This is a genomic window from Pseudomonas sp. 18058 (assembly GCF_902706155.1).
Taxonomy (GTDB): Bacteria; Pseudomonadota; Gammaproteobacteria; order Pseudomonadales; family Pseudomonadaceae; genus Aquipseudomonas; species Aquipseudomonas rustica.
In genome coordinates this window covers 41,673-63,275 of the sequence record NZ_CACSJY010000019.1, presented here as the reverse complement: position 1 = coordinate 63,275, position 21,603 = coordinate 41,673, and the positions used below count along the sequence as shown (strand labels likewise).

At 59.7% G+C, this 21,603-nt stretch carries 23 protein-coding genes; 11 read left to right on the top strand and 12 right to left on the bottom strand.

Features of this window, described 5'->3' with window-relative positions; all coding sequences use genetic code 11:
* Positions 1-7: 7 nt before the first annotated feature.
* The 3 genes from dsbA to GVL50_RS12895 form a co-directional block, all read right to left on the bottom strand.
* Positions 8-649, bottom strand: coding sequence for a thiol:disulfide interchange protein DsbA (gene dsbA, locus GVL50_RS12905; protein ID WP_159813385.1), 642 nt, complete (start codon positions 647-649; stop codon positions 8-10).
* Between the two features lie 266 nt (positions 650-915).
* Entirely contained in the window at positions 916-1,527 is a 612-nt protein-coding gene (locus GVL50_RS12900; RefSeq protein WP_008081240.1) for a cytochrome c, read from the bottom strand.
* Between the two features lie 43 nt (positions 1,528-1,570).
* Complete coding sequence (locus GVL50_RS12895; protein ID WP_053125398.1) at positions 1,571-1,861, bottom strand: cytochrome c5 family protein; 291 nt, start codon at positions 1,859-1,861, stop codon at positions 1,571-1,573.
* Between the two features lie 191 nt (positions 1,862-2,052).
* Between GVL50_RS12895 and yihA the strand changes: the two genes are divergently transcribed.
* The gene (yihA, locus tag GVL50_RS12890; RefSeq protein WP_008081236.1) at positions 2,053-2,697 is read left to right on the top strand and encodes a ribosome biogenesis GTP-binding protein YihA/YsxC; all 645 of its coding nucleotides are present in this window, start codon (positions 2,053-2,055) and stop codon (positions 2,695-2,697) included.
* Between the two features lie 408 nt (positions 2,698-3,105).
* Here yihA and polA read toward each other — a convergent pair whose 3' ends face one another.
* Entirely contained in the window at positions 3,106-5,910 is a 2,805-nt protein-coding gene (polA, locus tag GVL50_RS12885) for a DNA polymerase I (protein WP_159813383.1), read from the bottom strand.
* A gap of 74 nt (positions 5,911-5,984) precedes the next feature.
* On the opposite strand from polA, the gene GVL50_RS12880 reads away from it, so the two are divergent.
* Both GVL50_RS12880 and GVL50_RS12875 read left to right on the top strand, forming a co-directional pair.
* Positions 5,985-6,275, top strand: coding sequence for a DUF2782 domain-containing protein (locus tag GVL50_RS12880; RefSeq protein WP_159813381.1), 291 nt, complete (start codon positions 5,985-5,987; stop codon positions 6,273-6,275).
* 54 nt (positions 6,276-6,329) lie between these two features.
* Positions 6,330-7,283, top strand: a complete 954-nt coding sequence (locus tag GVL50_RS12875; protein ID WP_159813379.1) for a homoserine kinase — start codon at positions 6,330-6,332, stop codon at positions 7,281-7,283.
* A gap of 101 nt (positions 7,284-7,384) precedes the next feature.
* Here GVL50_RS12875 and GVL50_RS12870 read toward each other — a convergent pair whose 3' ends face one another.
* Positions 7,385-8,305, bottom strand: coding sequence for a zinc ABC transporter substrate-binding protein (locus GVL50_RS12870; RefSeq protein WP_159813377.1), 921 nt, complete (start codon positions 8,303-8,305; stop codon positions 7,385-7,387).
* Positions 8,306-8,371: 66 nt separating this feature from the next.
* Here GVL50_RS12870 and GVL50_RS12865 point away from each other — a divergent pair, with 66 nt between their 5' ends.
* Genes GVL50_RS12865 through GVL50_RS12850 form a run of 4 tightly spaced genes read left to right on the top strand, consistent with a single transcriptional unit; the run spans position 8,372 to position 11,171 of the window.
* Positions 8,372-8,854, top strand: coding sequence for a Fur family transcriptional regulator (locus GVL50_RS12865; RefSeq protein ID WP_053125415.1), 483 nt, complete (start codon positions 8,372-8,374; stop codon positions 8,852-8,854).
* Positions 8,854-9,639 (top strand): zinc ABC transporter ATP-binding protein ZnuC, encoded by a 786-nt coding sequence (znuC, locus tag GVL50_RS12860; protein WP_053125416.1) that lies wholly within the window; start codon positions 8,854-8,856, stop codon positions 9,637-9,639. The genes GVL50_RS12865 and znuC overlap by 1 nt, the downstream gene beginning before the upstream one ends.
* On the top strand, positions 9,632-10,420 hold the full coding sequence (znuB, locus tag GVL50_RS12855; protein ID WP_159813375.1) for a zinc ABC transporter permease subunit ZnuB: 789 nt from the start codon (positions 9,632-9,634) through the stop codon (positions 10,418-10,420). The genes znuC and znuB overlap by 8 nt, the downstream gene beginning before the upstream one ends.
* Positions 10,421-10,457: 37 nt before the next feature.
* Positions 10,458-11,171 (top strand): PA5502 family lipoprotein, encoded by a 714-nt coding sequence (locus GVL50_RS12850; RefSeq protein WP_159813373.1) that lies wholly within the window; start codon positions 10,458-10,460, stop codon positions 11,169-11,171.
* Between the two features lie 104 nt (positions 11,172-11,275).
* Here the strand turns inward: GVL50_RS12850 and katE are convergent, their stop codons facing one another.
* Positions 11,276-13,417 (bottom strand): catalase HPII, encoded by a 2,142-nt coding sequence (gene katE, locus GVL50_RS12845; protein ID WP_159813445.1) that lies wholly within the window; start codon positions 13,415-13,417, stop codon positions 11,276-11,278.
* A gap of 260 nt (positions 13,418-13,677) precedes the next feature.
* Between katE and GVL50_RS12840 the strand changes: the two genes are divergently transcribed.
* The 3 genes from GVL50_RS12840 to GVL50_RS12830 all read left to right on the top strand — a co-directional run bounded on the left by GVL50_RS12840 (position 13,678) and on the right by GVL50_RS12830 (position 16,248).
* The gene (locus GVL50_RS12840) at positions 13,678-14,685 is read left to right on the top strand and encodes a methionine ABC transporter ATP-binding protein (protein ID WP_007911748.1); all 1,008 of its coding nucleotides are present in this window, start codon (positions 13,678-13,680) and stop codon (positions 14,683-14,685) included.
* Positions 14,686-14,690: 5 nt separating this feature from the next.
* Positions 14,691-15,401 carry a methionine ABC transporter permease gene (locus tag GVL50_RS12835; protein WP_172680176.1) on the top strand — a complete coding sequence of 237 codons (711 nt, stop codon included), beginning with the start codon at positions 14,691-14,693 and terminating at the stop codon, positions 15,399-15,401.
* A 76-nt stretch (positions 15,402-15,477) separates the two neighbouring features.
* The gene (locus GVL50_RS12830) at positions 15,478-16,248 is read left to right on the top strand and encodes a MetQ/NlpA family ABC transporter substrate-binding protein (RefSeq protein ID WP_159813371.1); all 771 of its coding nucleotides are present in this window, start codon (positions 15,478-15,480) and stop codon (positions 16,246-16,248) included.
* Positions 16,249-16,501: 253 nt separating this feature from the next.
* Here the strand turns inward: GVL50_RS12830 and GVL50_RS12825 are convergent, their stop codons facing one another.
* Genes GVL50_RS12825 through GVL50_RS12805 form a run of 5 tightly spaced genes read right to left on the bottom strand, consistent with a single transcriptional unit; the run spans position 16,502 to position 20,411 of the window.
* The gene (locus GVL50_RS12825; protein WP_159813369.1) at positions 16,502-17,137 is read right to left on the bottom strand and encodes an SCO family protein; all 636 of its coding nucleotides are present in this window, start codon (positions 17,135-17,137) and stop codon (positions 16,502-16,504) included.
* On the bottom strand, positions 17,134-18,033 hold the full coding sequence (cyoE, locus tag GVL50_RS12820; protein WP_159813367.1) for a heme o synthase: 900 nt from the start codon (positions 18,031-18,033) through the stop codon (positions 17,134-17,136). Before cyoE ends, GVL50_RS12825 begins: the two co-directional genes overlap by 4 nt.
* Positions 18,021-19,100, bottom strand: coding sequence for a heme A synthase (locus GVL50_RS12815; protein ID WP_159813365.1), 1,080 nt, complete (start codon positions 19,098-19,100; stop codon positions 18,021-18,023). The genes cyoE and GVL50_RS12815 overlap by 13 nt, the downstream gene beginning before the upstream one ends.
* A gap of 11 nt (positions 19,101-19,111) precedes the next feature.
* On the bottom strand, positions 19,112-19,705 hold the full coding sequence (locus GVL50_RS12810) for a hypothetical protein (RefSeq protein ID WP_159813363.1): 594 nt from the start codon (positions 19,703-19,705) through the stop codon (positions 19,112-19,114).
* Positions 19,671-20,411, bottom strand: coding sequence for an SURF1 family protein (locus tag GVL50_RS12805; RefSeq protein WP_159813361.1), 741 nt, complete (start codon positions 20,409-20,411; stop codon positions 19,671-19,673). Before GVL50_RS12805 ends, GVL50_RS12810 begins: the two co-directional genes overlap by 35 nt.
* 71 nt (positions 20,412-20,482) lie before the next feature.
* On the opposite strand from GVL50_RS12805, the gene GVL50_RS12800 reads away from it, so the two are divergent.
* On the top strand, positions 20,483-20,686 hold the full coding sequence (locus GVL50_RS12800) for a twin transmembrane helix small protein (RefSeq protein ID WP_007911731.1): 204 nt from the start codon (positions 20,483-20,485) through the stop codon (positions 20,684-20,686).
* A gap of 9 nt (positions 20,687-20,695) precedes the next feature.
* On the opposite strand, the gene GVL50_RS12795 is transcribed toward GVL50_RS12800, so the two are convergent.
* A complete protein-coding gene (locus tag GVL50_RS12795; RefSeq protein WP_053125435.1) occupies positions 20,696-21,583 on the bottom strand; it encodes a cytochrome c oxidase subunit 3 in 888 nt (295 codons plus the stop codon).
* Positions 21,584-21,603: the final 20 nt, after the last annotated feature.

The window sequence follows — 21,603 nt, the reverse complement described above, 5'->3', positions numbered from 1 at the left end:
GCGGCGCTTAGTTGGCTGCAGCCTTGGTTGCCGCTCGCTCTTTGGCGACCAGTTGGTCAGCCAGTTGCAGCGCTTGTTCGGCACCACCGGCAGAGCCGATGTCAAAGCGGTACTTGCCGTTGACGATCATGGTTGGAACGCCAGTGATTTCATACTTCTTGGCCAGTTCGCGAGCTTTTACGATCTGACCTTTGATGGCGAACGAGTCGAAAGTGGCGAGGAACTTGTCCTTGTCCACGCCTTGGGTGGCGAGGAAGTCAGCCATCTCGTTCTTGTCGGTCAACTTTTTGTGTTGTTTCTGGATGGCTTCGAAAACCGCCGCGTGAACCTTGTGCTCGACACCCATCGCTTCCAGGGTCAGGAACATTTGGCCGTGAGCGTCCCACGGGCCGCCGAACATCGCCGGGATACGCACGAAGTTGACGTCGGACGGCAGTTTTTCAACCCACGGGTTGATCACTGGCTCAAAGGCGTAGCAGTGCGGGCAGCCGTACCAGAACAGCTCGACCACTTCGATCTTGCCAGGCTCTGCAACCGGTACCGGGTTGGCCAGTTCCACATAAGGGGCGGCTGGGGCTTCGGCGGCTTGGGCGGTGACGCCGAACAGGCTGGCAGCGACGAGAGCGGCGCTGATGATCAGATTACGCATGCTTTACTCCTGGACAATTTTGGTCGCCTCGCGCGACCTGTTTTCAGACAGATCCTGGCGGGCATGAGTTCTGTAGTGTAACGGCAGCGGCCACAAAAAAGGGCGGCCAAAGCCACCCTTTTTATACTTGCTGCGACGGATTAATCGAGCGTTAACATTGCAGGAGATATCAACTCCAGCATTGGATCACGCAACCCCCCTGTAGGAGCTGCCGAAGGCTGCGATCTTTTGATCTTCACCCTCGCTCAACGCCCGCCACAACGCGCTTAGTGCAGACCCTGAATGTAGCTGGAGACCGCTGCGATATCTTCGTCGCTCAAGCGCTTGGCGATGGTCTGCATGGTCATTGTGTCGCCGTCGTTGGTACGGCCGCCTTCTTCCTTGCGGAAATCGGTCAGCTGCTTGGCGATGTATTGAGCGTGTTGGCCACCCAGGTGCGGGAAGCCGGCAGCGGCGTTGCCAGCGCCATTCGGCGAGTGGCAACCGGTGCAGGCTGGCAGGCCTTTGGCGAGGTTGCCGCCACGGAACAGTGCTTCACCGCGAGCGACGATCTTCGGATCGGCGGCGCCGACGCTGCCTTTCTGGCTGGCGAAGTAGGCGGCGATGTCGGCCAGATCCTGATCGCTCAGGTTGGTCAGCAGCCCGGTCATTTCCAGAACGGTGCGCTTGCCCGACTTGATGTCGTGCAGTTGCTTGGTCAGGTAGCGTTCACCTTGACCGGCCAGTTTTGGAAAGTTTGGCGCCATGCTGTTGCCGTCCGGGCCATGGCAGGCTCCGCAAACGGCGGCTTTTGCCTGGCCCGCTGCGGCATCACCGGCAGCATGGGCGAAGCCTGAGATTCCCACGGTCAACAGCAGACTCACGATCAATTTGTTCATCAGCTAATCCAACTACGGCTAAGGGTTAAGTTATGGACCGGGTTTACTCGCTCATCCAAAGGATGATGGCTTGGTAATCCTCGGCACTGCAGTCCATGCACAAACCACGCGGCGGCATCGCCTTGAAACCCTGGGTCACGTGTTGCACCAGCGTCTCCATACCTTTCGCCAACCTCGGCGTCCAAGCTTCCTGATCGCCTCTTTTGGGCGCCATGGGTAGTTGGCCGGAATGACAGGCACCACAAACACGGTTGTACACGGCTTCCGGATCCTGTGTAGCCTGTGCGCTGTAAAGCGGCATCAAGACTCCGGCAGCCAGCAGCCATTTCGTCATAAAACGACCTTTTCAGGGTTGAGAGCGTTCTGCGTTCTAATGCGCAATCAAAGTCTGTCGCTCTCGTGAACTTCATCCTTCGCTGGGACAAAGCACACACAAAATCTGCGGCATTATATACTGGCGTCACTGAAACGGAAGCGACACCGCGTTCCGCGCCCAATCCCGGCGCCGCCCACATCGGAAATCCCATGCAACTCAAGAATCCCATCCTCGGCCTGTGCCAACAGTCCACGTTCATGCTCAGTGCCGCCAAAGTCGATCAATGCCCTGACGACGAAGGCTTCGAAGTCGCGTTTGCCGGCCGTTCCAACGCCGGCAAATCCAGCGCACTGAACACATTGACTCACGCCAGCCTGGCGCGCACCTCGAAAACGCCGGGTCGCACACAGCTGTTGAACTTCTTCAAGCTAGACGAAGATCGCCGTCTGGTCGACCTGCCGGGCTACGGTTATGCAAAAGTACCGATCCCGCTGAAGATGCACTGGCAGCGTCACCTTGAGGCTTACCTCGGTGGCCGCGAGAGTCTGAAGGGTTTGATTTTGATGATGGACATCCGTCATCCAATGACCGACTTCGACTTGCTGATGCTCGACTGGGCCGTTGCGGCCGGCATGCCGATGCACATCCTGCTGACCAAGGCCGACAAACTGACCTACGGCGCAGCCAAAAACACCCTGCTCAAAGTGCAGTCGGAAATCCGTAAAGGCTGGGGCGACCTGGTCACCATCCAGCTGTTCTCGGCGCCAAAACGCATGGGCCTGGAAGAGGCCTACACTGTATTGGCCGGCTGGATGGAACTGGCAGACAAAGGCGCCGAGGCGGCAGCCGAGTAAGTCGGGATATGGAAATTTGTTTGTAGTGTGTTCAGGCAAGGCGAAAGGGCAGTGAAAAGCGGAGTTTAGGGAATCTAAATGAGCATTTGAGCTGCGCTTTCAACGCAGCATGAACGCGCTACAGACAAATTTTGGGCAAAAAAAGCCCCGGACTTCATTGGGGAGGGAGAATTCCGGGGTTTAAGTTCCGAACCGCTAGGGCGGGGTTCAGATATCTGCCAACACTTAACACAACATAGGAGCATTGAAGGGCTTCACCAGCCATTCAGTAACTCTGAGTAGTGTCCTTCCAGATTAGTTCAGATTTTTTTCAAAAAGCTTTGGAATAATCTCAAGCGCTTTTCGAAATAAGCAGGTTTTACCGGGCTTGCCGCGACAACAGGTCGCGGCAAACCGTGTTCAAACGGCTCAGTGAGCCTCATCCCAATTGTTGCCCACACCCACTTCGACCAGCAGCGGTACATCCAGTTTCGCCGCTTCGCTCATGTGCACGCGGATTTCGGCGCTGACCTGCTCGACCAGATCCTCGCGAACCTCCAGCACCAATTCATCGTGTACCTGCAGGATGACGCGAGCGTCCAGCCCGGACGTCGCCAGCCATTCATCCACCGCCACCATGGCTTTCTTGATGATGTCGGCAGCCGTGCCCTGCATCGGCGCGTTGATCGCCGTGCGTTCGGCGGCAGCGCGCTCCTGCGGTTTGTTCGAGTTGATCTCCGGCAAATACAGACGACGACCGAAGAACGTCTCGACATAACCCTGATCCGCTGCCTGCGCGCGGGTGCGATCCATGTACTCGCGAACCCCCGGATAACGGGCGAAGTAAGTGTCGATGTAAGCCTTGGCAGTCTTGGTGTCGACGCCGATGTCCTTGCCGAGCTTCTGCGCGCCCATGCCGTAGATCAGGCCGAAGTTGATCGCCTTGGCGCCACGACGCTGATCGGAGCTGACTTCGTGCAGTTCGACCTTGAACACTTCGGCAGCGGTCGCGGTGTGCACGTCGAGATTGTTGCGGAAGGCGTTCATCAGGCCTTCGTCCTTGGACAGGTGCGCCATGATCCGCAGTTCGATCTGCGAATAGTCCGCTGCCAGCAGTTTGTAGCCTTTTGGCGCGACGAACGCCTGACGAATGCGTCGACCTTCAGCGGTGCGCACCGGAATGTTCTGCAGGTTAGGATCGCTGGAGGACAAGCGACCGGTCGACGCTACCGCCTGATGATACGAAGTGTGGATACGCCCGGTGCGCGGGTTGATCTGCTCCGGCAGGCGATCGGTGTAAGTGCTTTTCAGCTTGCTCATCGAGCGGTGCTCCATCAGCACCTTCGGCAAGCGGTGATCATCTTCAGCGAGTTTCGCCAACACTTCTTCAGCGGTGGACGGCTGGCCCTTGGCGGTCTTCTTCAGCACTGGCAAACCAAGCTTCTCGTAGAGAATCACGCCCAGTTGCTTCGGCGAGCCGAGGTTGAATTCTTCCCCGGCGATCTCGAACGCTTCGCGCTCCAGCGCGACCATTTTGTTGCCCAACTCGATGCTCTGGATGCCGAGCAGCTCCGCGTCAACGAACGCGCCCTGGCGTTCGATGCGCGCCAGCACCGGCACCAACGGGATTTCGATGTCGGTCAGCACGCTGGCCAGGCTCGGGATCGCGCTGAGTTTTTCGAACAGAGTCTGGTGCAGACGCAGGGTGATGTCGGCGTCTTCGGCGGCGTACGGGCCGGCCTGTTCCAGCGCGATCTGGTCGAAAGTCAGCTGCTTGGCGCCTTTGCCGGCGATGTCCTGGAAACTCACAGTGGTGTGATCCAGGTACTTCTGCGCGAGGCTGTCCATGTCGTGGCGGGTGGCGGTGGAGTTGAGCACGTAGGACTCAAGCATCGTGTCGAAGGCGATGCCACGCACGGTGATGCCTTGGCTCTGATCACCACCGATGGCGCAGTTGGCGAGGATGTTCATGTCGAACTTGGCGTGCTGGCCGACCTTGAGCTTGCTCGGGTCTTCCAGAATTGGTTTGAGGGCGCGCAATACGGTGTCGCGATCCAGCTGTTCTGGCACGCCGATGTAGGAGTGGGTCAGCGGAATGTACGCGGCCTCGTTGGCCTGCACGGCAAACGACAGCCCGACCAGTTGCGCCTGCTGCGCGTCGATGCCGGTGGTTTCGGTGTCGAAGGCGAACAGCTTGGCGTTGTTGAGTTTTTCCAGCCAGACGTCGAAACGTGCCTGATCGAGGATGGTTTCGTACGCCGCTTCGGTCGGAGCAGCAGGAGTTTCGATGTCTGGCGCGCTGAAAAGATCGCCAGCCGGCGCAGGCTCGCTGGCCGCGCTCAATTCCAGGCGTTTGGCGTCGCGATCCAGATCATTGATCCAGCTTTTGAATTCCAGCAGCGAGTACAGCTCGTAGAGCTTGGCCGGGTCTTCTGCGCCCATCTGCAAATCGTCGAGTTCGACGTCCAGCGGCACGTCGATCTTGATCGTCGCCAGTTGATAGGAGAGAAATGCCATCTCCTTGTGCTCTTCGAGCTTGGCCGGCAGGGTTTTCGCGCCGCGAATCGGCAGGGTCGGGACGATGTCGAGATTGGCGTACAACTCGGTGAGGCCACCGTTGACGCCGACCAGCAAGCCGGAAGCGGTCTTCGGGCCGATGCCCGGAACGCCCGGAATGTTGTCGGACGAATCGCCCATCAGCGCCAGATAATCGATGATCTGCTCCGGTGCGACGCCGAATTTCTCCTTCACGCCTTCTACGTCCATCGAGCTACCGGACATGGTGTTGACCAAGGTAATGTGGCCATCGACCAGTTGCGCCATGTCCTTGTCGCCGGTGGAGATGATCACCGGACGATCCGCCGCCGCGCTGCTGCGGGCGAGGGTGCCGATCACGTCATCAGCCTCGACGCCTTCCACGCACAACAGCGGGAAACCAAGGGCGATCACGCTCTGGTGCAACGGCTCGATCTGCACGCGCATGTCGTCGGGCATGCTTGGGCGATTGGCTTTGTATTCGGCGTACATCTCATCGCGAAATGTCCCACCCTTGGCGTCGAACACCACGGCGAACGGGCTGTCCGGGTACTGCTTGCGCAGACTCTTGAGCATGTTCAGCACGCCTTTGACCGCACCGGTCGGCAGGCCTTTGGAAGTGGTCAGTGGTGGCAGCGCGTGAAAGGCGCGGTACAGGTAAGACGAACCGTCCACCAGGACGAGGGGGGCTTGGCTCATGAGCAGGATCAACCTTTTCGGCGGGTCCGGCGCTAGAATAGCGGGACCGTTGACGACAAAGGGACAAGGTTATCATGCGTACGTTAAATCGCTTGCTGCTGGTCGGTCTGATTGCTGCCTCACCGTTGGCCGCGATGGCGGCGGATGATGCACCGACAGGGGAGCCGGAAGTTACCATCCGCACGGAAGGCGACAAGACCATTCAGGAGTACCGCCAGAACGGTTTCCTCTATGCGATCAAAGTGACCCAGAAAGGCTTTCCGCCATACTTTCTGGTGCGTGCCGACGGGACGGATGCCAACTTCATCCGCTCGGATCAGCCGGATATGCTGATTCCGTCATGGAAGATTTTCGAATGGAAGTAAGTTTTTAATTCACCCGGCGCCGCAATTGGCGGCGCCCGTACTGGCAGTTAAAACATGTCTGTGTTCACGCCCCTGGCTCGGCCCGAGCTGGAAACCTTTCTCGCCCCTTACGGGCTAGGCCGTCTGCTTGATTTCCAGGGGATCGCCGCCGGCAGCGAAAACACCAATTTCTTTATCAGCCTGGAGCAGGGCGAATTTGTCCTGACCCTGGTCGAGCGCGGCCCGGTGCAGGAGATGCCGTTCTTCATCGACCTGCTCGACGTGCTCCACGAAGCCGATCTGCCGGTGCCGTACGCACTGCGCACCACAGACGGCGTGGCGTTGCGTGAGCTGAAAGGCAAGCCGGCGCTGTTGCAACCTCGCCTGTCCGGCAAACACATCAAAATCGCCAATGCCCAGCATTGCGCGCAGGTCGGCGAGTTGCAGGCGCACCTGCACCTGGCGACGCAGGGCGAGCGCATGATCAAGCGCAAGACCGATCGTGGCCTGGACTGGATGCTGGAAGAGGGCAGCGAATTTCTCTCGCACCTGAGCGATGAGCCGCGTGCCTTGCTGCAAAAGGCGCTGGATGAAATCACCGAGCGTAAAGAGAAGATTCTCGCGCTGCCTCGGGCGAACATTCACGCCGACCTGTTTCGCGATAACGCGATGTTCGAAGGCACGCACCTGACCGGGCTGATCGACTTCTACAACGCCTGCTCGGGGCCGATGCTTTACGACGTGGCGATTGCCTTGAACGATTGGTGTTCGGACGAAGAAGGTTTGATCGATGGCCCGCGTGCCCGCGCATTCCTTGGCGCTTATGCGGCGCTACGGCCGTTCACGGCGGCGGAGGCTGAGTTGTGGCCAACGATGCTGCGCGTGGCGTGTGTGCGGTTCTGGCTGTCGCGGTTGATCGCGGCGGAGCAGTTTGCCGGGCAGGACGTGTTGATTCACGATCCAAAAGAGTTTGAGCAGAAGTTGGCGCAGCGGCAGCAAGTCAGTACACCGTTGCCTTTCGCCCTTTAAAAGCTTCGCGAGCAAGCCCGCTCCCACATTGGTTCTGTGTCGTTCACAAATCCAATGTGGGAGCGGGCTTGCTCGCGAATGGGTCGACGCCGATGCCGGGGTTACAGAGATTCCAGGCACCCGGCCAAATCATTACCCAACTTTTCCAACACCTGCTCATAGCCCTGAGCCGTCGCCGGGGTGTACCCGCCCAACGCATCCAGCTCAGCCAGTTTCACTGGCAGGCCAGCGACCAAGGTTTCGGCCAGACGCGGACGCAACGGTGGCTCGCTGAACACACAAGTCTTGCCCACTTCCTGCAAACGCTTGCGCATCGCCGCGACATGCTGCGCGCCCGGCTGCACTTCGGCGGCCACGCTGAACACCCCGGTGTGCTTCAGGCCGTAAGCCTCTTCAAAGTAATCAAACGCTTCGTGAAAGACGAAGTACGGCTTGCCTTCTACGCTGGCCAGACGCTGCTTCAAACGCTGATCCAGTGCATCCAGACGCTCATCAAACGCCTTGGCATTGCTCTGATAGCGCTCGGCATTCGCCGGGTCGGCAGCGCTGAGGTCTGCGGCCATCTTGTCGGCGATCACTCGCGCATTCACCGGCGACAACCACAAATGCGCATCCAGTGTGCCCGGGCGATGATCGTGATCATGCTCGTCGGCGTCTTCGGCGTGGGAGTGGCTGTCTTCAGCAAAGCGCCGCAGTTTCATCCCTGGCAGATCCTGCACGGCGACGCTCGGCAGCGTACGGCTGTTCAGCACGCGCGGCAGGAAACCTTCCATGTCCGGGCCGATCCAGTAGAGCAGATCGACCGATTGCACCTCCCGTACGTCGGATGGCCGCAGCGCGTAATTGTGCGGCGAGGCACCCGGCGGCAGCAGCACTTCGGGAATCGCCACACCGTCCTGCACGGCCGCTGCAATCAGCTGCAACGGCTTGATGCTGGTGAGGACTTTGACCTCGGCCTGAGCCGAACCGATCAGCAGAAAACTGGCGACAAAAGCCACAAAAACAGAAAAAAGTCGGGACACGATGACCACTCAAGGAGGCGAGAACGGGTAACATAATAACGTCTCTATCAAAACTCGTCGCCGCCCATGCCTATTACACCGATTGCCAGCCGTCCCCACGACCACTCACATTGCGTGCACAGCGCTTTGTCCGAGGCCGATACCTTGTGCGCTCAGAAAGGCTTGCGCCTGACCGCGTTGCGCCGCCGGGTGCTGGAATTGGTGTGGCAAAGCCACAAACCGCTGGGCGCCTACGACATTCTCGCCGTGCTCAGTGAGCAGGACGGCCGCCGCGCCGCGCCGCCGACCGTGTACCGCGCGCTGGATTTCCTTTTGGAAAACGGCCTGGTGCACCGCATCTCTTCGCTGAACGCCTTCGTAGGCTGCGTCCATCCGGAGCACGCGCATCAGGGCCAGTTCTTGATTTGCCGCGAATGCCACGCCGCCATCGAACTTGAGCAAAAAGTGATCAGCGACGCGATCATCAACAGCGCCAAAGACGTTGGTTTCATCGTCGAAGCGCAGACCGTCGAAGTCGTCGGCCTGTGCTCCGGTTGCCAGGGGGCTTGATGAGCAATGCGCTGATCCGTCTGGAACAGGTCGCCGTCACATTTGCCGGGCAGACCGTGCTGGACAACATCGAGCTGAGCGTCGAGCCGGGGCAGATCGTTACACTGATCGGCCCCAACGGCGCCGGCAAGACCACGCTGGTGCGCGCCGTGCTCGGGCTGTTGAAGCCGAACAGTGGCAGCGTCTGGCGCAAGCCGAAACTGCGCGTCGGCTATATGCCGCAAAAACTCCACGTCGATCCGACCTTGCCGCTGTCGGTGCTGCGCTTTCTGCGTCTGGTGCCGGGCGTTGACCGTCCGCGTGCGCTGGCTGCGTTGAAAGAAGTCGGCGCCGAGCACGTTATCGACAGCCCGGTGCAAAGCGTTTCCGGAGGTGAAATGCAGCGCGTATTGCTGGCGCGGGCATTGCTGCGCGAGCCGGAATTGCTGGTGCTCGACGAGCCGGTGCAAGGCGTCGACGTCGCTGGGCAAGCCGAGTTGTACAGCCTGATCACCCGTCTGCGCGATCGCCATGGCTGCGGCGTGCTGATGGTGTCCCACGATTTGCATTTGGTGATGAGCACTACTGACCAGGTGGTCTGCCTCAACCGTCACGTCTGCTGCTCCGGGCATCCCGAGCAGGTCAGCGGCGATCCGGCGTTTGTCGAGCTGTTCGGCAAGAACGCGCAGAGCCTGGCGGTCTATCACCACCATCACGATCACGCTCACGACCTGCACGGTTCGGTGGTCAAAGGGCCGGTGATTGGCCAGCCTCACGTTCACGGAGACAACTGCAAGCATGGCTGATTTTCTGTTGTATGCCCTGCTTGCAGGTCTGGCGCTGGCGATCGTTGCAGGTCCGCTGGGTTCGTTCGTGGTCTGGCGGCGCATGGCCTATTTCGGCGACACCTTGTCCCACGCTGCGCTGCTCGGTGTGGCGCTGGGCTTTTTGCTGGATGTCAGCCCGACGGTCGCGGTCACCGTAGGCTGTCTGCTGCTGGCGGTGCTTTTGGTGACTTTGCAACAGCGCCAACCGCTGGCGTCTGACACGCTTTTGGGAATTCTCGCACCGAGCACGCTCTCTCTCGGCCTGGTGGTACTAAGCTTCATGCATGAAGTGCGGATCGACCTGATGGCCTATCTGTTCGGCGACCTGCTGGCGATCAGCCCGACTGATCTGGCGTGGATTCTCGGCGGCAGCGCGGCGGTGCTGGTGTTGCTGGTGACATTGTGGCGGCCATTGCTGGCGATCACCGTGCACGAAGAACTGGCCAAGGTCGAAGGCCTGCCGGTTGCAGGTCTGCGCATGGCGCTGATGTTGTTGATTGCGGTGGTGATCGCGGTGGCGATGAAAATCGTCGGTGTGTTGCTGATTACTTCACTGCTGATCATTCCGGCGGCTGCGGCACAGCGTCACGCCCGTTCGCCGGAGCAAATGGCGGTCGGCGCGAGCCTGCTGGGTATGGTCGCGGTGTGTGGCGGCCTTGCTTTGTCATGGTTCAAGGACACCCCGGCAGGCCCGTCAATCGTTGTGACGGCGGCCGCACTGTTTCTGCTGAGTTTTGTTCTGCCCCGTCGTGGGGTGTAGACTTGGCCGCTTTTTGCGCAAATAGAGAGTCGCAGGAATGAAGCCGTTCGCCTCCCGTTATCTGCTCCTTGTCGCATTTTCAGTGCTACTGGGCGCCTGCCAAAGTACCCCACCGGTGGTTGAAACCCCCGATGCGCGGGCTACGGCCATCGCACAGCTGGAGCAAAGCCTGGCCAGCAGCGAACTGGCCACTGCCGAAGACCAATTGGCCGCTTTGCAGAAAGAAACTCCCAATGATCAATCCCTTGAGCAATACCAGCGGCAATTGGCCGAAGCGTATCTGCGTCGCAGCCAGATCGTGTTGCAGAAGGGTGATGTGAATGCCGCCGCTACGGCGCTGAGCCGTGCCCGCGTGCTGATGCCAAAAGCGCCGGCGCTGACCGGTGGCGTCAACGGCGCGATTACTGAAGCGCGCAAGGCTGAGCTGGAGAAGGCTGAAGCAGCGCTGCTGGCCGCTGAGGCCAAGCCGAAAGCCAAGGTAATCGATCCGACCGCCGAGAGCACCACGGTTGCGCTGAACATCACCGATAGCCATAAACTTCGCCGCCAACTGGATGCGATCGCCGCCGATGTGGTGAATTATGAGTGTGGGGTGACGATTCAGGCTCCACGGACGAATGACTATCCTTGGTTGTCGACGTTGCTGACCAAACGGGTCAAGAAGCTCAACCCGGATTTTGATCTGAAGATTGAGAAGCAGATCGTGCGCACCGTGCCAGCGCAAATGGTTTTGAGTCCGCGTAAACCTTAAGAGCTTCGCGAGCAAGCCCGCTCCCACATTGGATTCGTGTACGAAACAGAACCAATGTGGGAGCGGGCTTGCTCGCGAAGGCGTCCTTTCAGGCAGCCAACAACTTAAGCTGGAATGGCCTTGGCCTTAGGCTCACGAGCCCAAACCCTATGTTGCCCAATCGCAGCAAAGAACGGCTTGGTCAGCGCCGGTACATCCTTGCCTTGCAACAACCCGGCATCCGCTTCCAGTTTCAGCAGATCCTGCAGTTGCTTGGCATCACCCTGCAACGCAATCGCCTTCAAATGCTTGTAAGCCTCCAGCACGTAGTGCAACGCCACGCCGTCACCGCTCAACGCCTTGACCGACGCCGCGCCGCCCGGCACAAACACCGCATCGAAAATCACCGACGGCATGCCTTCCATCGAAGCATCCACAGGCAACATTTTGCCGTCCGCAGTTTTCACCGGCGCCGAAGTCGGGCCGAGCAATTTCGCGTGCGCACCTTCCGCTGCCAATGCCTTCTTCATTGCATCAATCGCCGCACCATCGACGCCGTTAGCAGCAAGAATCGCCACTTTGCGGGTTTTGATGTTCTCTGGCAGCAGATTCGCCTGGCTCAACGCTGGCGAGTGATCGAACGACACCTTGCGTGCATCCACCGTGCCTTTGGTAGGCGCAGGCAGACCCAGGTTGGCCGCGACACGTTTGGCCAGTTCCAGATCAATGTTGGCCAGAATCTCGTTCACCTCGCGCGCGCGGATGAACTCGCGTTCAACCTTGCCCAGCTCGAAGCTATAGGCCGCGATGATGTGCTCTTTCTCGTGGTCGCTCATGCTGTTGAAGAACAACGTTGCCTGAGAGAAGTGATCGCTGAACGACTCGCTGCGCTGGCGGATCTTGTTCGCGTCGATACGCTCTGGATAACTTTCAAAACCACCGTCCTGCGCGGCAGGCGGGGTTTCTTTCGGCCAGCCGCCATCAATCGAGTTCGGCTCGTAAGAGGCACGACCCTTGTCGATCACCGTACGATGCTGCGCATCGCGCTGGCCGTTGTGGAAGGGCGCGACCGGACGGTTGATCGGCAGCTCATGAAAGTTCGGCCCACCAAGTCGGCTGATTTGCGTATCGGTGTAGGAAAACAGCCGACCTTGCAGCAGCGGGTCATTGGAGAAGTCGATGCCCGGCACGATGTGACCAGGGCAGAACGCAACCTGCTCGGTCTCGGCGAAGAAGTTGTCCGGGTTGCGGTTCAAGGTCATTTTGCCCAGCGGCGTGATCGGCACGATTTCTTCGGGGATCAGCTTGGTCGGGTCGAGGATGTCGAAATCGAAGTCGTGCTCGTTTTCCTCCTCGATGATCTGTACGCCGAGTTCCCATTCCGGGTAGTCGCCCATCTCGATCGCTTCCCAGAGGTCGCGGCGATGGTAGTCGGTGTCTTTACCGGCGAGCTTCTGCGCCTCGTCCCACACCAGCGAACACGTGCCGGCAGTAGGGCGCCAGTGGAATTTGACGAAGCGCGATTTACCCTCGGCGTTGATCAGCCGGAAGGTGTGCACGCCGAAGCCTTGCATGCTGCGCAGGCTTTTCGGGATCGCCCGGTCAGACATCGCCCAGATGACCATGTGCGCCGATTCCGGCACCAGCGAGACGAAATCCCAGAATGTGTCGTGGGCCGAGCCGCCAGTCGGGATTTCATTGTGCGGCTCGGGTTTCACTGCGTGGACGAAGTCGGGAAATTTGATCGCGTCCTGAATGAAAAAGACCGGCATGTTGTTGCCGACCAGGTCGAAGTTGCCTTCATCGGTGAAGAACTTCACCGCGAAACCGCGCACGTCGCGTACGGTATCGCCGGAGCCACGCGGGCCCTGCACCGTGGAAAAGCGCACAAACACCGGCGTCTTTTTCCCCGGATCCTGTAGGAAACCGGCCTTGGTCAGTGTCGAATGGTTCTCGTAAGCCTGAAAGAAACCATGCGCGCCAGTGCCGCGCGCGTGGACGATGCGCTCCGGGATGCGTTCATGGTCAAAGTGCGTGATTTTTTCACGCATGATGAAGTCTTCAAGCAGCGATGGCCCGCGCGGGCCGGCCTTCAGGGTGTTCTGGTTGTCAGCAATCTTGACGCCCTGATTGGTGCGCAGGGCTTGGCCAGTGGCGTCGGAGCGGAATTTCTCCAGGCTGTCGAGTTTGGCGTTGGTGTTGGCTCGATCCGGGGCATCGGTTCCGGCCATCTGGCTTTTATCGGACGTAGGCTTCTTGCTCATCAGTCGTAAACTCCTCGGTTGACCCCGTTGTTTGCCGGGGACTCTTGAGTGGTTCCCGGGCACGGCACCCAGGGTTTTCAAGTCGCTTAACTAGTGACTGATGAGGCGCTCGGAGCGTTCCTTTTTTATGACCTTTGATCTTGTTATTGCCAAATCGAAGGTTAATTGCGAAATAAATGCTAAGAACCTCTATACGGACAGGCTAAAATGCGCGCCCGGCTAACCGCTGATCCTTTTCTAACGCGCCCCACAAGGTTCGCTACGTGATCGAGTTTCAAAACGTCCACAAGACTTACCGCGTCGCCGGTAAGGATATTCCCGCGCTGCACCCGACCAGTCTCTCGATTGAGAACGGTCAGGTCTACGGCCTGATCGGCCATTCCGGTGCGGGAAAAAGTACCCTGCTGCGTCTGATCAATCGCCTGGAAGATTCCAGCGGCGGCAAGATCTTCGTCGACGGTGAAGAAGTCACCGCGCTCGACGCCAAAGGCCTGCGCCGTTTCCGTCAGCAAGTCGGGATGATCTTCCAGCACTTCAACCTGTTGGCCTCCAAGACCGTCGCCGACAACGTTGCGTTGCCGCTGACCCTGGCCGGTGAATTATCGACCAGCGAGATCAATCAGCGCGTAGCTGAACTGCTGGCGCGCGTTGGTTTGTCTGACCACGCCAAGAAGTACCCGGCGCAATTGTCCGGCGGTCAGAAGCAGCGCGTCGGCATCGCCCGCGCTCTGGCGACCAAGCCGAAGATTCTGCTGTGCGACGAGGCCACCAGTGCCCTCGACCCACAGACCACGGCCTCGGTGCTGCAACTGCTGGCCGAGATCAACCGCGAGCTGAAACTGACCATCGTCCTGATCACCCACGAGATGGACGTGATCCGTCGCGTCTGCGATCAAGTGGCGGTGATGGACGCTGGCGTGATCGTCGAGCAAGGTTCGGTGGCCGATGTGTTCCTGCATCCGCAGCACCCGACCACCAAGCGTTTTGTTCAGGAAGACGAGCAGGTCGATGAAGGCGAGCAGCGTGATGATTTCGCGCACGTGCCGGGCCGTATCGTCCGTCTGACCTTCCAGGGCGAAGCGACCTACGCGCCTTTGCTCGGTACTGTCGCCCGGGAAACCGGGGTCGACTACAGCATCCTCGCCGGTCGTATCGACCGCATCAAAGACATCCCCTACGGGCAATTGACCCTGGCCGTCACCGGTGGCGACATGGAAGCGGCCTTCGCCCGCTTCACCGCCGCTGATGTCCACATGGAGGTGCTGCGTTAATGGAAATGTTCGACGCTGCAATCAAGAACTACGACGCCGCGATAGAAGCCATCAAGCTGTTCTTCCAGAACATCGACTGGCTGGAAATCGGCCTGGCGACCAACGACACCATGATGATGCTCGGCGGCTCGCTGCTGTTCACCGTGTTGCTCGGCCTGCCGCTGGGCGTGCTGCTGTTTCTCTGCAGCCCGCGCCAGTTGCTGGAAAACCGCGTTCTCTACGCGATCATGTCGTTGGCGGTGAACATCCTGCGTTCGCTGCCGTTCATTATTCTGTTGATCGTGATGATCCCGCTCACCGTGCTGATCACTGGCACGTCGCTGGGCGTGGCCGGTGCGATTCCGCCGCTGGTGGTGGGTGCCACGCCGTTCTTCGCGCGTCTGGTGGAAACCGCGCTGCGTGAAGTCGATCGCGGCATCATCGAAGCGACCCAGGCCATGGGCGCGACCACGCGGCAGATCATTCTCAACGCATTGCTGCCAGAGGCCCGTCCGGGCATCTATGCAGCGATTACGGTGACGGCGATTACACTGGTTTCCTACACGGCAATGGCCGGTGTGGTCGGCGCCGGTGGTCTGGGTGACCTGGCGATCCGTTTTGGCTACCAGCGTTTCCAGACTGACGTGATGATCGTCACCGTGGTGTTGCTGCTGATTCTGGTGCAAGTGCTGCAGATGGTGGGCGACCGTTTGGTCGTGCATTTCTCGCGCAAATAAGCGGTTTTGTATTGAACAGATGAGCCGGCCATTCGCTGGCAGGCGCCAGACGGGCGCCTCATAAGGAGTTAGCTGAATGAAAAAACTGATCGCTGCTTTCGCTGCCGTTGCAGCATTTTCGGCCCACGCCGAAACCCTGACCGTTGCCGCCACTCCGGTGCCGCACGCAGAAATCCTCGAGTTCGTGAAGCCAGCACTGGCCAAAGAAGGCGTGGATCTGAAGGTCAAGGTCTTCACCGACTACATTCAGCCGAACGTACAGGTCGCCGAAAAGCGTCTGGACGCCAACTTCTTCCAGCACCAGCCGTACCTCGATGAGTTCAACAAGGCCAAAGGCACTAATCTGGTCGCCGTGACCGGTGTGCACCTGGAGCCGCTGGGTGCTTACTCGAGCAAGATCAAAGACCTGAAAGACCTGCCAAGCGGCGCCAACGTGGTGATCCCGAACGACGCCACCAACGGCGGCCGTGCGCTGTTGCTGCTGGCCAAGGCTGGCGTGATCACGTTGAAGGATCCGACCAACATTCTGTCGACCGTCAAAGACATCGCGACCAACCCGAAAGACCTGAAAATCCGTGAACTGGAAGCCGCGACCATCCCGCGCGTGCTGACTCAGGTTGACCTGGCGCTGATCAACACCAACTACGCGCTGGAAGCCAAGCTCGATCCGTCCAAGGATGCGCTGGTGATTGAAGGTAATGACTCGCCGTACGTGAACATCCTCGTGTCCCGCCCGGACAACAAGGACAGCGACGCGATGCAGAAACTGGCTGCTGCGCTGCACAGTCCGGAAGTGAAGAAATTCATTACCGAGAAGTACAAAGGCGCGGTATTGCCGGCGTTCTGATTTAGATTGCTGCAACGAAAAAAGGGGACGCCATGAGCGTCCCCTTTTTTGTGTCTGGTGTTCGGCTTTGGAACTGTTGTGAAGCTGCCCCTCACCCCAGCCCTCTCCCGAGGGAGAGGGGGCCGATCTTCAAGCTTTTCGAGCCTGAGCTCGACTCACAATTGCAGGTCGGCGCAACTCGAAAAAACACCTGGGTCAGTCCCCTCTCCCTCCGGGAGAGGGTTAGGGTGAGGGGCTCTTGGCTTTTAAACTGTCACTTACGGTTAAGCATGACCGGGAGTTGCGCAACCAGTTTGGTGTTGTTCAATGGCGCACGAATAAACCCACGCTGGGTGCCATCCGGGCCAATCACCGCGAGGTTACCGCTGTGATCCACCGTGTAATTCGGCTTACTGGTATCCGCCGGAATAAACGGAATACTCACCGCATTCGCCACCTTCTGCAGCTCTTCAATCGAGGTCGGCGTCAGGCCGATAAACTGCGGATCAAAGTAGCCCAGATACTGCTTCAACTGCTTCGGGTTATCGCGGTTCGGGTCAACGCTGACCAGCACGATCTGCAATTTATCCACAGCGTCTTTCGGCAGTTCACTCTTGATCTGCCGCAGCTGTGCGAGCGTGGTCGGGCAGATGTCCGGGCAGAAGGTGTAGCCGAAGAACAACAGACTCCACTTACCTTTCAACTCATTGATCGCCACCGGTTTGCCGTCCTGATCGGTCATCGTTACGTCCGGTAGATTCCTGCTCTGCGGCAGCAGGATAATGCCGGCATCAATCAGAGCAGTCGGGTCGCCCTGGCCCTTGCCGCTCAGCACTTTGTTGACGGTCAGGCCGAGGATCAGCGCGATCACGGCGACGAGGATGAAGACGGTTTTCTGGGTTCGAGTCATAGGTTCAACAGTAAGTAGTGGTCTACGAGCAGGGCGATGAACAGCAGAAACAAGTACCAAATAGAGTACTTGAAGGTGTTGATCGCCGCGTGCGGCCGAGTGCCACGGTACAGCACCACGGCCCATTGCAGAAACCTTGCGCCCAGAGCGAGCGCGCAAATCAGGTATAGCACGCCGCTCATGTGGATCACGTACGGCAGCAGACTCACCGCCAGCAGCGCGAAGGTGTACAGCAGAATGTGCACTTTGGTGTAGTGCTCGCCGTGGGTGACCGGCAGCATCGGGATGTCGGCTTTGGCGTATTCCTCTTTGCGATGGATCGCCAGCGCCCAGAAGTGCGGGGGCGTCCAGGCGAAGATGATCAGCACCAGCAACAACGGTTCGGCGCTGACGTGGCCAGTGGCGGCAGTCCAGCCGAGCAGCGGCGGAGCGGCGCCGGCGAGGCCGCCGATGACGATGTTCTGCGGCGTCGCACGTTTGAGGAAACCGGTGTAAATCACCGCGTAACCGAGCAGCGAAGCGAGCGTTAGCCACGCCGTCAGCGGATTGGTGAAGGTCAGCAACAAAGCCTGACCGAGCAGCGCCAGCACCAACGCAAAGGTCAGCGCCGCTGCGGGCGAAACCCGGCCCTCGGCCAGTGGCCGTTTATGCGTACGCGCCATCACCGCATCAATGCGCCGATCGACCACATGATTGACCGCCGCCGCGCCACCGGCACATAGCGCAATCCCCAGATTGCCGAACACCAGCACCGTCCATGGCACCCCGGCGCGGGTCGCGAGGAACATGCCGACCAGCGAGGTGATCAGCATCAACACCACGACTTTCGGTTTGGTCAGTTCCAGATAATCACGCCACAGCGCTTGGGCGGGACGTTCGCCAATCAGAATCGCCACGGCGTTTCTCCTTTAATAGTGATGGGCGCGGCCGAGTGTTTACGCGGGCTCAGGCGCCAGCGTGCAAGCACCGGTTGCTTGACCCGAACCAGACTGGTGCGCGCGTGATAATTGACCAGCACCATGGTCAACAACAGCGCGGCCCCGCCGGCGTTATGCGCGACCGCCACTGGCAGCGGCAGATGGAACAACACGTTGCTGATGCCGAGGGTGATCTGCGCCGCGAGGGCAATCAGCACCAGACCGGCCAGCCGCGTCATGCCGACCACTTTCAATTGCCACGCCAAACCGAGGAGCACCAAAGTCACCAATAGCGCGCCGATCCGATGAGTCAGGTGAATCGCCGTGCGCGCATCGCTGTCGAGTTGCCCGCCGAGATAATTCGGGCCGATGTGTTGCGTCAGATGAAAGCCATTGGCGAAATCCGCCGGCGGCAACCATTGTCCGTGGCAGGTAGGGAAGTCGATGCAGGCCACCGCCGCGTAGTTGGAACTGACCCAGCCACCCAGCGCGATCTGGCCAATCACCAACAACAATCCCGCCGTCGCCCAATACTGCAAACGCTTGGGCACGGTCAGCGCCGGCAGCACGCCGGACAATCTCAAGGTCAGCAAAAACAACAGACTCAACGTCGCAAAACCGCCAAGCAAATGCCCGGTGACCACCTGCGGCCAGAGCTTGAGCGTCACCGTCCACATGCCGAACGCCGCTTGCGCAAACACCACCGCCAAGAGAAACAGCGGCAGCTTCAACGGCTGCCCCGGATGGCGACGGTTAACCCACGCGCGCCCGGCCAGAATCGAAATGAGCAGGCCGAGAGTGCCGGCGAAGTAGCGGTGGATCATCTCGTTCCAGCCCTTGTGCGCCTCCACCGGCGAGTCGGGGTAATGCAGTTCGGCATGGGCCAGTTGCGCTTCGCTTTTCGGCACGCTGATAAAACCGTAGCAGCCCGGCCAGTCCGGACAGCCGAGGCCGGCGTGGGTCAGGCGCGTGTAGGCGCCGAGCAGCACCACAATCAGGGCCAGCAGGGTGGCAAACAGCGCGAGGCGAAATCCAGGTTTGGCCATGACGATGCCCTTTATCCGATGTTCGACAGTTTCAGCAGATGACGCAGGTCGTTGAGCAGATCCTTGCCCTTCACATTTGGCTCGTAACGCAGCACGAGATTGCCGTGCGGGTCGATGATCCACAGTTGCGGCGTGGCTTTGTCGCCCGTGGTTTTACTGAACACAGCGGCGTCCAGCGGATAGCGTTGCAGCTGTGGATATTCGCGGTTGAGCTTGGCGTCGTAATCAGCGCTGACCGGTTGAGCAGCGGCGAGGGCATGGCTGGCGCGGCCGGCATCGCGGCCGAGGCCGATCTGAATCTGCCGCGCCAGATACACCAGTTGCTGGCAATCCACCGCGCAATCTTTCGGCGCGGTGACCAGGATCTGCCAACGATCCTCGTCGGCCTGCACACCGAGGTCGGCGCGGGTCTGGCCGTTGCCGATCAGTTCACCGTGATAGCTGCGACCCTCCGGCACCCAGAACTGCAATTTGTACATGCCGGTGGCGAGCACCATCGGGCCAATCACGCCGAGCAAAATCAGCAATAACTGAATGCGCCCGCGACGGCGGCTGGCGGCAGGTTTCGCCTCAGACATGCTGGGTGGATTCATGGCCGTTCCCATGGTGTTTCTCCTTTGCGTTGTGCAAGCCCAAATAGACGTAGAGACCGAGCAGGGCGGTGGCCATGGCGAACCACTGCACGGCGTAACCGAGGTGTTTTTCCGGGCCCATCGCAACCACCGGCCAATCGGCCTCGTAGCTGGCCGGGCCGGGTTCGGCGCGTAATTCGTAGGCGAAGCCGTCACGGTCGAGGGTTCTCCACAGCTTGTCCGGTTCGACGGCGGTGATGGTTTGTGGCCAGGTGCTGCTGACCGGATCGGCGTGCAACTGGAAAGTGGCGCCCGGGGCGACGTAGACCCAGGCATCGACATTCAATGCCTCAGTGGGCGTGGTGAATTGCGGCGGTACACGGCGATCCGGCCACGGCAACCAGCCGCGATTGACCAGCAGCCACAAACCGCTGCGTTGATCCTGAAACGGTTGCAGCAACTCGACGCCGACCTTGCCGTTACGCTGGCGGTTATCCAGCAGCAAGCTGTGCGCGGCATCGAACTGGCCGTGCAGATGCACGCGGCGATAGGCCGGATCGGATATGTGTGGCAACTCGGTGCTGGCCATCGGCTCGGCCGCGCGACGTTCGGCGTAACTGGCGAGCAGGGCGGTTTTCTCCGCGCCCCGACTCAGTTGCCAGAAGCCCAGCGACACCAGTAGCGGCAGCAACAACGCCACCACCACGGTCGGAATCACGCCCGGACGAAAGCGCTTCATGGCCGCGCCACAAAGTCAGTCGTTGCGCTCGCTATACTCAACTGCATCGCCTGTCCCCCGGAGTTCTTCCCATGCTCAAAACAGCGATCGTCCTGATGCTGATTGCCACGGTGATCAGCCTGTTCAGCGGCCTGTTTTTCCTGGTCAAGGACGACAGCAGTTCCAATCGCCTGGTCATCGCCTTGAGTGTTCGGGTGGCATTGGCCGCTGCCACCGTCGGCTTGATCGCCTGGGGCTTTTACAGCGGCCAATTGGTCTCGCATGCGCCTTGGTAGCGTTGATCCTCAGAGCACGTAAACGAAGATAAACAGGCCGATCCACACCACGTCGACGAAGTGCCAATACCAGCTCGCCGCTTCGAAGCCGAACTGGTGCTCGTTGTCGAAGTGGCCCTTCATGATCCGCATCAGCATCACAAACAGAATGATCGTGCCGATGGTCACGTGAGCGCCGTGGAAACCGGTGAGCATGAAGAACGTTGCGCCATAAATGCCCGAGCCGAGGGTCAGGCCCAGTTCGTGGTAGGCGTGAATGTATTCCTCAGCCTGGAAACCAAGAAACGCGCAACCGAGCAGCACGGTGATCGCCAGCCAGATTTTCAGCGCGCCGCGATGGCCCTTTTTCAAGGCATGGTGGGCGATGGTGATGGTCACGCTGGAGCTGACCAGCAGGATCGTGTTGATCAGCGGCAGGCCCCACGGGCTGATGACGTCCTTGGGTGGCGGGAACAGTTTCGGATCCGGCGTGTGCAGCAGCGGCCAGGTGAACTGGAAGTTCGGCCAGAGCATATGCGCGATGCCTTTGGTGCCTTCCCCGCCGAGCGCCGGGCCGGAGACGTGTCGTACGTAAAACAGCGCACCGAAGAAGGCGACGAAGAACATCACCTCGGAGAAGATGAACCAACTCATGCCCCAGCGAAACGAGCGATCCAGCTGCGCGCTGTAGAGCCCCGCGCGGCTTTCCTTGATCACCGCGCCGAACCAGCCGAACAGCATGTACGCCAGCAACAGGCCACCGACGAAAAAGATGTACGGGCCGTGGGATTCCGGGCGCGCCGCCTTTAGATCGTTGAACCAGACGGCCAGGCCGTACACGGTGATGGCCATGCCGAAGGTCGCAATGATCGGCCATTTGCTTTGCGGCGGAACGTAATAATGCTCATGAGTTGCCATTTATTGTTCTCCTTATCGGG

What these genes read in the sequence shown, in the direction of transcription:
- GVL50_RS12825 (WP_159813369.1), bottom strand. Translation starts at nt 17,137, where the DNA reads ATGACTCGAACCCAGAAAACCGTCTTCATCCTCGTCGCCGTGATCGCG.
- GVL50_RS12900 (WP_008081240.1), bottom strand. Translation starts at nt 1,527, where the DNA reads ATGAACAAATTGATCGTGAGTCTGCTGTTGACCGTGGGAATCTCAGGC.
- GVL50_RS12805 (WP_159813361.1), bottom strand. Translation starts at nt 20,411, where the DNA reads ATGAAGCGCTTTCGTCCGGGCGTGATTCCGACCGTGGTGGTGGCGTTG.
- GVL50_RS12850 (WP_159813373.1), top strand. Translation starts at nt 10,458, where the DNA reads ATGAAGCCGTTCGCCTCCCGTTATCTGCTCCTTGTCGCATTTTCAGTG.
- GVL50_RS12795 (WP_053125435.1), bottom strand. Translation starts at nt 21,583, where the DNA reads ATGGCAACTCATGAGCATTATTACGTTCCGCCGCAAAGCAAATGGCCG.
- GVL50_RS12835 (WP_172680176.1), top strand. Translation starts at nt 14,691, where the DNA reads ATGTTCGACGCTGCAATCAAGAACTACGACGCCGCGATAGAAGCCATC.
- yihA (WP_008081236.1), top strand. Translation starts at nt 2,053, where the DNA reads ATGCAACTCAAGAATCCCATCCTCGGCCTGTGCCAACAGTCCACGTTC.
- GVL50_RS12875 (WP_159813379.1), top strand. Translation starts at nt 6,330, where the DNA reads ATGTCTGTGTTCACGCCCCTGGCTCGGCCCGAGCTGGAAACCTTTCTC.
- GVL50_RS12895 (WP_053125398.1), bottom strand. Translation starts at nt 1,861, where the DNA reads ATGACGAAATGGCTGCTGGCTGCCGGAGTCTTGATGCCGCTTTACAGC.
- GVL50_RS12810 (WP_159813363.1), bottom strand. Translation starts at nt 19,705, where the DNA reads ATGGGAACGGCCATGAATCCACCCAGCATGTCTGAGGCGAAACCTGCC.
- GVL50_RS12800 (WP_007911731.1), top strand. Translation starts at nt 20,483, where the DNA reads ATGCTCAAAACAGCGATCGTCCTGATGCTGATTGCCACGGTGATCAGC.
- GVL50_RS12815 (WP_159813365.1), bottom strand. Translation starts at nt 19,100, where the DNA reads ATGGCCAAACCTGGATTTCGCCTCGCGCTGTTTGCCACCCTGCTGGCC.
- GVL50_RS12830 (WP_159813371.1), top strand. Translation starts at nt 15,478, where the DNA reads ATGAAAAAACTGATCGCTGCTTTCGCTGCCGTTGCAGCATTTTCGGCC.
- znuC (WP_053125416.1), top strand. Translation starts at nt 8,854, where the DNA reads ATGAGCAATGCGCTGATCCGTCTGGAACAGGTCGCCGTCACATTTGCC.
- dsbA (WP_159813385.1), bottom strand. Translation starts at nt 649, where the DNA reads ATGCGTAATCTGATCATCAGCGCCGCTCTCGTCGCTGCCAGCCTGTTC.
- znuB (WP_159813375.1), top strand. Translation starts at nt 9,632, where the DNA reads ATGGCTGATTTTCTGTTGTATGCCCTGCTTGCAGGTCTGGCGCTGGCG.
- GVL50_RS12880 (WP_159813381.1), top strand. Translation starts at nt 5,985, where the DNA reads ATGCGTACGTTAAATCGCTTGCTGCTGGTCGGTCTGATTGCTGCCTCA.
- polA (WP_159813383.1), bottom strand. Translation starts at nt 5,910, where the DNA reads ATGAGCCAAGCCCCCCTCGTCCTGGTGGACGGTTCGTCTTACCTGTAC.
- GVL50_RS12865 (WP_053125415.1), top strand. Translation starts at nt 8,372, where the DNA reads ATGCCTATTACACCGATTGCCAGCCGTCCCCACGACCACTCACATTGC.